This window comes from Microbacterium sp. CCNWLW41 (assembly GCF_037083505.1).
In genome coordinates, this window is sequence record NZ_JBAOJP010000004.1 from 562,568 (window position 1) to 569,329 (window position 6,762).

General features: G+C 70.5%; 7 protein-coding genes. 3 read left to right on the forward strand and 4 right to left on the reverse strand.

All coding sequences use genetic code 11. The features are described 5' to 3' along the window. Positions 1-13: 13 nt before the first annotated feature. Both pdxT and pdxS read right to left on the reverse strand, forming a co-directional pair. Complete coding sequence (gene pdxT, locus V6R91_RS17880; protein ID WP_336396292.1) at positions 14-604, reverse strand: pyridoxal 5'-phosphate synthase glutaminase subunit PdxT; 591 nt, start codon at positions 602-604, stop codon at positions 14-16. A gap of 4 nt (positions 605-608) precedes the next feature. After that, the gene (pdxS, locus tag V6R91_RS17885) at positions 609-1,514 is read right to left on the reverse strand and encodes a pyridoxal 5'-phosphate synthase lyase subunit PdxS (protein WP_336396293.1); all 906 of its coding nucleotides are present in this window, start codon (positions 1,512-1,514) and stop codon (positions 609-611) included. 97 nt (positions 1,515-1,611) lie between these two features. Here pdxS and pdxY point away from each other — a divergent pair, with 97 nt between their 5' ends. Then, on the forward strand, positions 1,612-2,463 hold the full coding sequence (gene pdxY, locus V6R91_RS17890; RefSeq protein WP_231820825.1) for a pyridoxal kinase PdxY: 852 nt from the start codon (positions 1,612-1,614) through the stop codon (positions 2,461-2,463). 24 nt (positions 2,464-2,487) lie between these two features. Here pdxY and V6R91_RS17895 read toward each other — a convergent pair whose 3' ends face one another. Together V6R91_RS17895 and thrS are read right to left on the reverse strand one after the other, a co-directional pair. Further along, positions 2,488-3,063, reverse strand: a complete 576-nt coding sequence (locus V6R91_RS17895) for an HIT family protein (protein ID WP_336396294.1) — start codon at positions 3,061-3,063, stop codon at positions 2,488-2,490. Continuing rightward, complete coding sequence (thrS, locus tag V6R91_RS17900) at positions 3,060-5,069, reverse strand: threonine--tRNA ligase (RefSeq protein WP_336396295.1); 2,010 nt, start codon at positions 5,067-5,069, stop codon at positions 3,060-3,062. The genes V6R91_RS17895 and thrS overlap by 4 nt, the downstream gene beginning before the upstream one ends. 38 nt (positions 5,070-5,107) lie before the next feature. Here thrS and V6R91_RS17905 point away from each other — a divergent pair, with 38 nt between their 5' ends. After that, positions 5,108-6,373: a low temperature requirement protein A gene (locus V6R91_RS17905; protein ID WP_336396296.1), complete on the forward strand. Its 1,266-nt coding sequence runs from the start codon at positions 5,108-5,110 to the stop codon at positions 6,371-6,373. 94 nt (positions 6,374-6,467) lie between these two features. After that, positions 6,468-6,641, forward strand: a complete 174-nt coding sequence (locus tag V6R91_RS17910) for a CsbD family protein (protein WP_067242998.1) — start codon at positions 6,468-6,470, stop codon at positions 6,639-6,641. Positions 6,642-6,762 lie beyond the last annotated feature (121 nt).

Genomic DNA, 6,762 nt, shown 5'->3' on the forward strand with positions numbered 1-6,762 from the left:
TCCGGATGGCTCGTCAGACGGCCGCGCGGACCTGATCGAGGAAGCGCCGGTGGAACCAGGTCTCGCCGTTCATCTCCGGGTGGAAGCTCGAGCCCAGGAGGGCTCCCTGCGCGACGGCGACGACCCGACCGTCGGGGAGCGCTGCGACGGGCCGCGCGCGGGTCCCGACGTCGGTGACGAGCGGAGCGCGGATGAAGGTCGCCGACACCGGGGCCTCCGCGCCGTCGACCTCCAGCAGCGTCTCGAAGGACTCGACCTGCGCGCCGAAGGCGTTGCGGGCCACCGTCACGTCGAGCCCGCCGAAGGTGCGTTGCCCGTCGATCCCTCCCGTGATCCGGTCGGCGAGCAGGATGAGCCCGGCGCACGTTCCGTACATCGGCATCCCCGCCCGGACGGCGGCGCGGATCGGGCCGTCCAGGCCGAACGTGCGCGACAGCTTGTCGATGACGCTGGACTCGCCCCCGGGAAGCACCAGTCCCCGCACCAGGGCGAGGTCGGCGGGGCGCCGCACGAGGACGACCTCCGCGCCGAGGGCGTGCAGCACCGCCCCGTGCTCGCGGACGTCGCCCTGGAGCGCGAGGACGCCGACGACCGGTGTGGTCACCGCGTCACCAGCCGCGCTCGGCCAGGCGGTGCGGCGCCGGCAGGTCGGACACGTTGATGCCGACCATCGCCTCGCCGAGGCCCCGGGACGCCGCGGTGATCGCCGCGGCGTCGTCGTACGCGGCGGTGGCCGTGACGATGGCGGCGGCGCGCGCTGCGGGGTCTCCCGATTTGAAGATCCCGGACCCGACGAAGACGCCGTCCGCTCCGAGCTGCATCATCATCGCGGCGTCGGCGGGCGTCGCCACTCCCCCGGCGACGAACATCACGACGGGCAGCCGTCCTGCGGCCGCGACCTCGGCGACGAGCTCATAGGGCGCCTGGAGCTCTTTGGCAGCGACGAAGAGCTCGTCCTCGGCGAGCGATCCGAGTCGGGCGATCTCGCCGCGGATCGTGCGGATGTGCTTCATCGCCTCGGACACGTCGCCCGTGCCGGCCTCGCCCTTGGAGCGGATCATCGCCGCCCCCTCCGTGATCCGCCGCAGCGCCTCACCCAGGTTCGTCGCACCGCAGACGAACGGGACCTCGAAGCGCCACTTGTCGATGTGGTTGACGTAGTCCGCCGGCGAGAGCACCTCCGACTCGTCGATGTAGTCGACGCCGAGCTCCTGGAGCACCTGGGCCTCGACGAAGTGGCCGATCCGCGCCTTCGCCATGACCGGGATCGAGACCGCGTCGATGATGCCGTCGATGAGGTCCGGGTCGCTCATCCGTGCCACGCCGCCCTGCGCGCGGATGTCCGCGGGGACCCGCTCCAGGGCCATGACCGCGACGGCGCCCGCGTCCTCCGCGATCTTCGCCTGGTCCGCGGTGACCACGTCCATGATCACCCCGCCCTTGAGCATCTCCGCGAGCCCCCGCTTCACGCGAGAGGTCCCGGTCGTCGTCTGATCTGGGCTCTCATTTGTCATAGGCCAAAGCATAGCTTGACTGCAGCGCGCCACGCCACGCGACAGACAGATCACGGAATGTGCGGCGACGACGCTCACGGGGTGCGAGGATCGGAGGATGAGCATCCTCTCGATCCAGTCCGCGGTCGCGTACGGCCACGTCGGCAACTCCGCCGCGGTCTTCCCTCTCCAGCGCATCGGCGTGGAGGTGCTGCCGGTCTACACGGTGAACTTCTCCAACCACACCGGGTACGGAGCGTGGCGCGGCCCCCTGATCTCCCCCGAGGACGTGCACGAGGTCATCCTGGGGATCGAGGAGCGCGGCGCGTTCGCGGGCGTGGACGCCGTGCTCTCCGGCTATCAGGGCGGCGAGGGCATCGGGGACGTGATCATCGACGCGGTCGCCAGGGTGAAGGCCGCCAACCCGTCGGCGGTGTACGCCTGCGACCCGGTGATGGGCAATGCCAAGTCCGGCTGCTTCGTCGCCCCGGCGATCCCGGATCTGCTGCGCGACCGGGTCGTCCCGGTCGCCGACATCATCACGCCGAATCAGTTCGAGCTCGGATACCTCACCGGCACGCAGCCGGACACGCTGGAGTCCACGCTGGCCTCCGTGGACGCCGCGAGGGCCATGGGGCCGCGCACCGTGCTCGTCACGAGCGTGGAGCGCCCCGACCGCCCTGAGGGGACGATCGAGATGCTCGCGGCGGACGACGACGGCGCGTGGCTCGTGCGCACGCCGCACCTGCCGATGAAGGCGAATGGCTCCGGCGACGTCACCGCCGCGCTGTTCACCGCGCACTATGTGCGCAGCGCCTCCGCGGCCGAGGCGCTCCGCAAGACGGTGTCGAGCGTCTTCGACCTCCTGAGGACGACCTTGGACGCCGGCGCCCGCGAGCTGCAGCTCATCGAGGCGCAGGACTTCTACGCGAACCCCCGCGAGCAGTTCGAGGTCGTCAAGGTCCGCTGACGCCCGCCCCGGGCGACGCGCGGGTCAGCGGGGCCAGGCGGCGGCCAGCGTGTGCCGGACCTCGCCGAGCAGCTGCGGCAACGCCTTCGTCTTGGCGATGATCGGGAAGAAGTTCGCGTCCGACGTCCACCGCGGCACGACGTGCTGGTGCAGGTGGGCGTCGACGCCGGCGCCGGCGACCGCGCCCTGGTTCATGCCGATGTTGAACCCGTCGCAGCGGGAGACCTCACGGAGCACGCGCATCGCCGTCTGGGTCAGGTCGCCGATCTCCGCGACCTCCTTCTCGGTCGCCTGGTCGTACGTCGCGATGTGCCGATACGGGCAGACCAGGACGTGGCCGGAGTTGTACGGGAAGAGGTTCAGCAGCACGTACGCGGTCTCGCCGCGGGCCACGATCAGACGCTCGGCGTCCTCGTGCTTCGGCGCCTCGCAGAACGGGCACTCCTCGCGCAGCGGCTCGGGCCCGGCCTGGATGTACGCCATGCGGTGCGGGGTCCACAGTCGCTGGAACTCGTCCGGGACCCCCGCGAGGTGTGCGGCGTCCTCCGCGGGCGCCGCGGGCGGACCGTCCGGCCCCTGGTCGGTCGCCCGGTCGGTCACGCCGACGCCCCCTCCGGCCGCAGGTCGGCGGCGGAGGAGACCAGCGCGTGGGCGTCGACCGCCCGGCGGACGAGCTCCACGGCGTCCGCCAGCGGGACGCCGTTCTCCTGCGAGCCGTCGCGGAAGCGGAACGACACCGTGCCGGCCGCACGGTCCTGTTCTCCGGCGATGAGGATGAGCGGGACCTTGCCCGTGGTGTGCGTGCGGATCTTCTTCTGCATGCGGTCGTCGGAGTGGTCGACCTCGGCGCGGACGCCCGCGGCGCGGAGGGCCGCCACCGCGTCGTCCAGGTAGTCCGCGTACTCGTCGGCCACCGGCACGCCGACGACCTGGACCGGGGCGAGCCAGAGCGGGAAGTCACCGGCGTAGTGCTCCAGCAGGATCGCGAAGAATCGCTCGATCGAGCCGAACAGCGCGCGGTGGATCATGATCGGACGCTTCTTCTCACCGTCCCGGTCCGTGAACTCCAGTTCGAACCGCTCCGGAAGGTTGAAGTCGAGCTGCACGGTCGACAGCTGCCACGAGCGGCCGATGGCGTCCGTCACCTTGAGGTCGATCTTCGGGCCGTAGAACGCGGCCTCACCCGGCTCCTCGACGAGCTCGAGGCCGGTGGCGAGGGCGACCCGACGCAGCGCGTCGGTCGCCGTCTCCCAGACGTCCTCCTCGCCGATCCACTTCGACTTCTCGTCGTCGCGCATCGACAGCTCAAGGCGGAAGTCGCTCAGCCCGAAGTCCTTCAGCAGCGACAGGACGAACTCGAGGACCTTCGTCGTCTCCGCCTCGAGCTGGTCGGGAGTGACGAACAGGTGCGCGTCGTCCTGCGTGAAGCCGCGGACGCGCGTGAGCCCGTGCAGGGCGCCCGAGAGCTCGTTGCGGTAGACGGTCCCGTTCTCCGCCAGCCGGAGCGGGAGGTCGCGGTAGCTCCGCGCGCGCTCCTTGTAGATGAGGATGTGCATGGGGCAGTTCATCGGCTTCAGGTAATAGTCGACGCCCTGCTTGGTGACGTTGCCCTCGTCGTCGCGCTCCTCGTCCATGCGGATCGGCGGCCAGATGCCGTCCGCGTAGGTGACGAGGTGGTTGGAGGTGACGAAGAGGTCCTTCTTCGTGATGTGCGGGGTGTAGACGTAGCTGTACCCCTCGGCGATGTGCCGACGACGGGCGTGCTGCTCCATCTCGCCGCGGACGATGCCGCCGCGCGGATGCCACACCGACAGGCCGGATCCGATCTCGTCGGGGAAGGAGAACAGGTCGAGCTCACGGCCCAGGCGCCGGTGGTCGCGCTTGGCCGCCTCCTCGAGGCGGTGCTGATACGCACGCAGCTCGTCCTTGCTCGGCCACGCGGTGCCGTAGATGCGCTGCAGCTGCGGATTCTTCTCGCTGCCCCGCCAGTACGCCGCCGCGATCCGCGTCAGATCCCAGCCGTTGCCGATCATGCGGGTGTTCGGCAGGTGCGGGCCGCGGCACAGGTCCTTCCAGACGACCTCGCCGTCCTTCGTGACGTTGTCGTAGATCGTGAGCTCCCCCTCGCCGACCTCGACCGAGGCGCCTTCCGCGGCGGACGGGCTCTTCAGCCCGATGAGCTCCAGCTTGAACGGCTCGTCGGCGAGCTCGGCATGCGCCTCCTCGTCGGACACGACACGGCGGACGAACCGCTGCCCCTCGCGGACGATCCGCTGCATCTCCTTGGAGATCGCCTTGACGTCCTCAGGAGTGAAGGGCGTGTCCACGCCGAAGTCGTAGTAGAACCCGTCGGTGATCGGCGGACCGATCCCGAGGTTCGCCTGGGGCTTGATCCGCTGGACGGCCTGCGCCAGGACGTGCGCGGTGGAATGGCGCAGGATGTTCAGTCCGTCCGGGCTGTCGATCGTGACGGGCTCGACCGCGTCCGTGTCCGCGACCGTCGTGGCGAGGTCCTTCAGCTCGCCGTTGACGCGCAGGGCGACGACGGAACGATCGGGGAACAGGGCGAAGCCGTCGCGGGTGCTCGGCTGGGCGTTCTCAGGCACAGACACTCTCCATCCAGGGTCGCCTCTAGGCTACTCGCATGAGCAGCACCACCCCGACGGGACGCGAGCACCGCCTGCGCCGGATGATCGGCCGTGACCCGGAAGAGGCGCACCGCGCCGCGAGCCCCCTGGAGCTCCTCTACGATCTCACCCTGGTCGTCGCCTTCAGTCAGGCCGGCACCCAGATGGCGCACCTTCTGGAGGTCGGGCACTTCGGCGCGGCCGTCGGTGCCTTCGCCTTCGCCATGTTCGCGATCTGCTGGGCATGGATCAACTACACGTGGCTCTCGTCGGCGTTCGACAACGACGACGTCTTCTTCCGGCTGGCCACGATGGTCCAGATGATGGGCGTGCTCATCATGGCGCTCGGCATGCCCGCGCTGTTCCACTCCATCGACGAGGGGATGCACGTGGACAACGCGATCGTGGTCGCCGGCTACGTCGTCATGCGCCTGTCCACCCTCGCGCTGTGGCTGCGGGCCGCCGCGCACAACCCGGGACTCCGCCGCACGGCCCTGACGTACTCCGCTCTGATCGCGGTGGCGCAGGTGTACTGGATCGTCCTCATCTTCATCAACCCGCCCATGGGCGTGACCATCGCGCTCACCCTCGTGGTGGCGGTGTTCGAGATGGCGATCCCGGTGATCGCCGAACGGCTCAAAGGCGCCACCCCGTGGCACCCGCATCACATCGCGGAGCGGTACAGCCTGCTCGTCATCATCGCGCTCGGCGAGGTCGTGCTCGGCACCATCCTTGCCATCTCGGCCGTCGTCGAGGACCAGGGCTGGACCGTGGAGGCGGCTCTGGTGGCGTTCGGCGGGACGGCGCTCGCCTTCGCCCTGTGGTGGGTCTACTTCACCATGCCCTCCGGTGAGGTCCTCGCCCGGCATCGCGAGCGCGGCTTCGCGTGGGGCTACGGCCACATCATGCTGTTCGGCGCCATCGCGGCCGCGGGCGCCGGCCTCCACGTGGCGGCCTTCGTGATCGAGGACAAGGCCCACATCGACCACACCGCAGCGATCCTCACCCTCGTCATCCCCGTCGCCGTCTTCACGACCGCGCTGTTCGTCCTCTACTCGGTGCTGCTGCGGCAGGTGGACACGCTCCACCTGTGGCTCTTCGTCGGTGCGCTGGCCGCACTCGCCATCGCCGTCGCCGCGGTGGCCGGCGGGGCGAGCTTCGGCACCGGCATCCTGCTCACGGTCCTCGCGCCGGTCGTCGTGATCGTCGGCTACGAGACCGTGGGGCACCGCCACCAGGCGGAGGCCGTCGCCCGGATCGTCGAGGCGCCGCGGGCCTCATAACGCCTCCCCCCTGATCGAGTCAATCCCTTCGACGCCGACGGTCCGCCCCGGCATCGTGGGCTGCGACCACCGAAGGACGGATGAGGAGGCTCCCATGAGTGCCGGCGACAAGATGAAGCACACCGCCGAGAAGGTCGGCGGGAAGGTGAAGGAAGGCGTCGGGAAGGTCACCGACAACGAGGACCTCGAGCGCGAGGGCCAGGCCGACCAGGCGAAGGCGAACCTGAAGAAGGCCGGAGACGACCTCAAGGACGTCGTCGACGAGTAAGACGGACCGAGGGGCGGGGGGGGGGGGGGGGGGGGGGGGGGGGGGGGCGCCCCGGGGGGGGGGGGGGGGGGGGGGGGGGGGGGGGGGGGGCGGGGGCGGGGGGGGGGGGGGGGTGGGGGGG

Excerpts from the sequence above, each read along its gene's own strand:
- pdxS (WP_336396293.1), bottom strand. The coding sequence starts at position 1,514 with ATGACAAATGAGAGCCCAGATCAGACGACGACCGGGACCTCTCGCGTG.
- pdxY (WP_231820825.1), top strand. The coding sequence starts at position 1,612 with ATGAGCATCCTCTCGATCCAGTCCGCGGTCGCGTACGGCCACGTCGGC.
- V6R91_RS17905 (WP_336396296.1), top strand. The coding sequence starts at position 5,108 with ATGAGCAGCACCACCCCGACGGGACGCGAGCACCGCCTGCGCCGGATG.
- V6R91_RS17910 (WP_067242998.1), top strand. The coding sequence starts at position 6,468 with ATGAGTGCCGGCGACAAGATGAAGCACACCGCCGAGAAGGTCGGCGGG.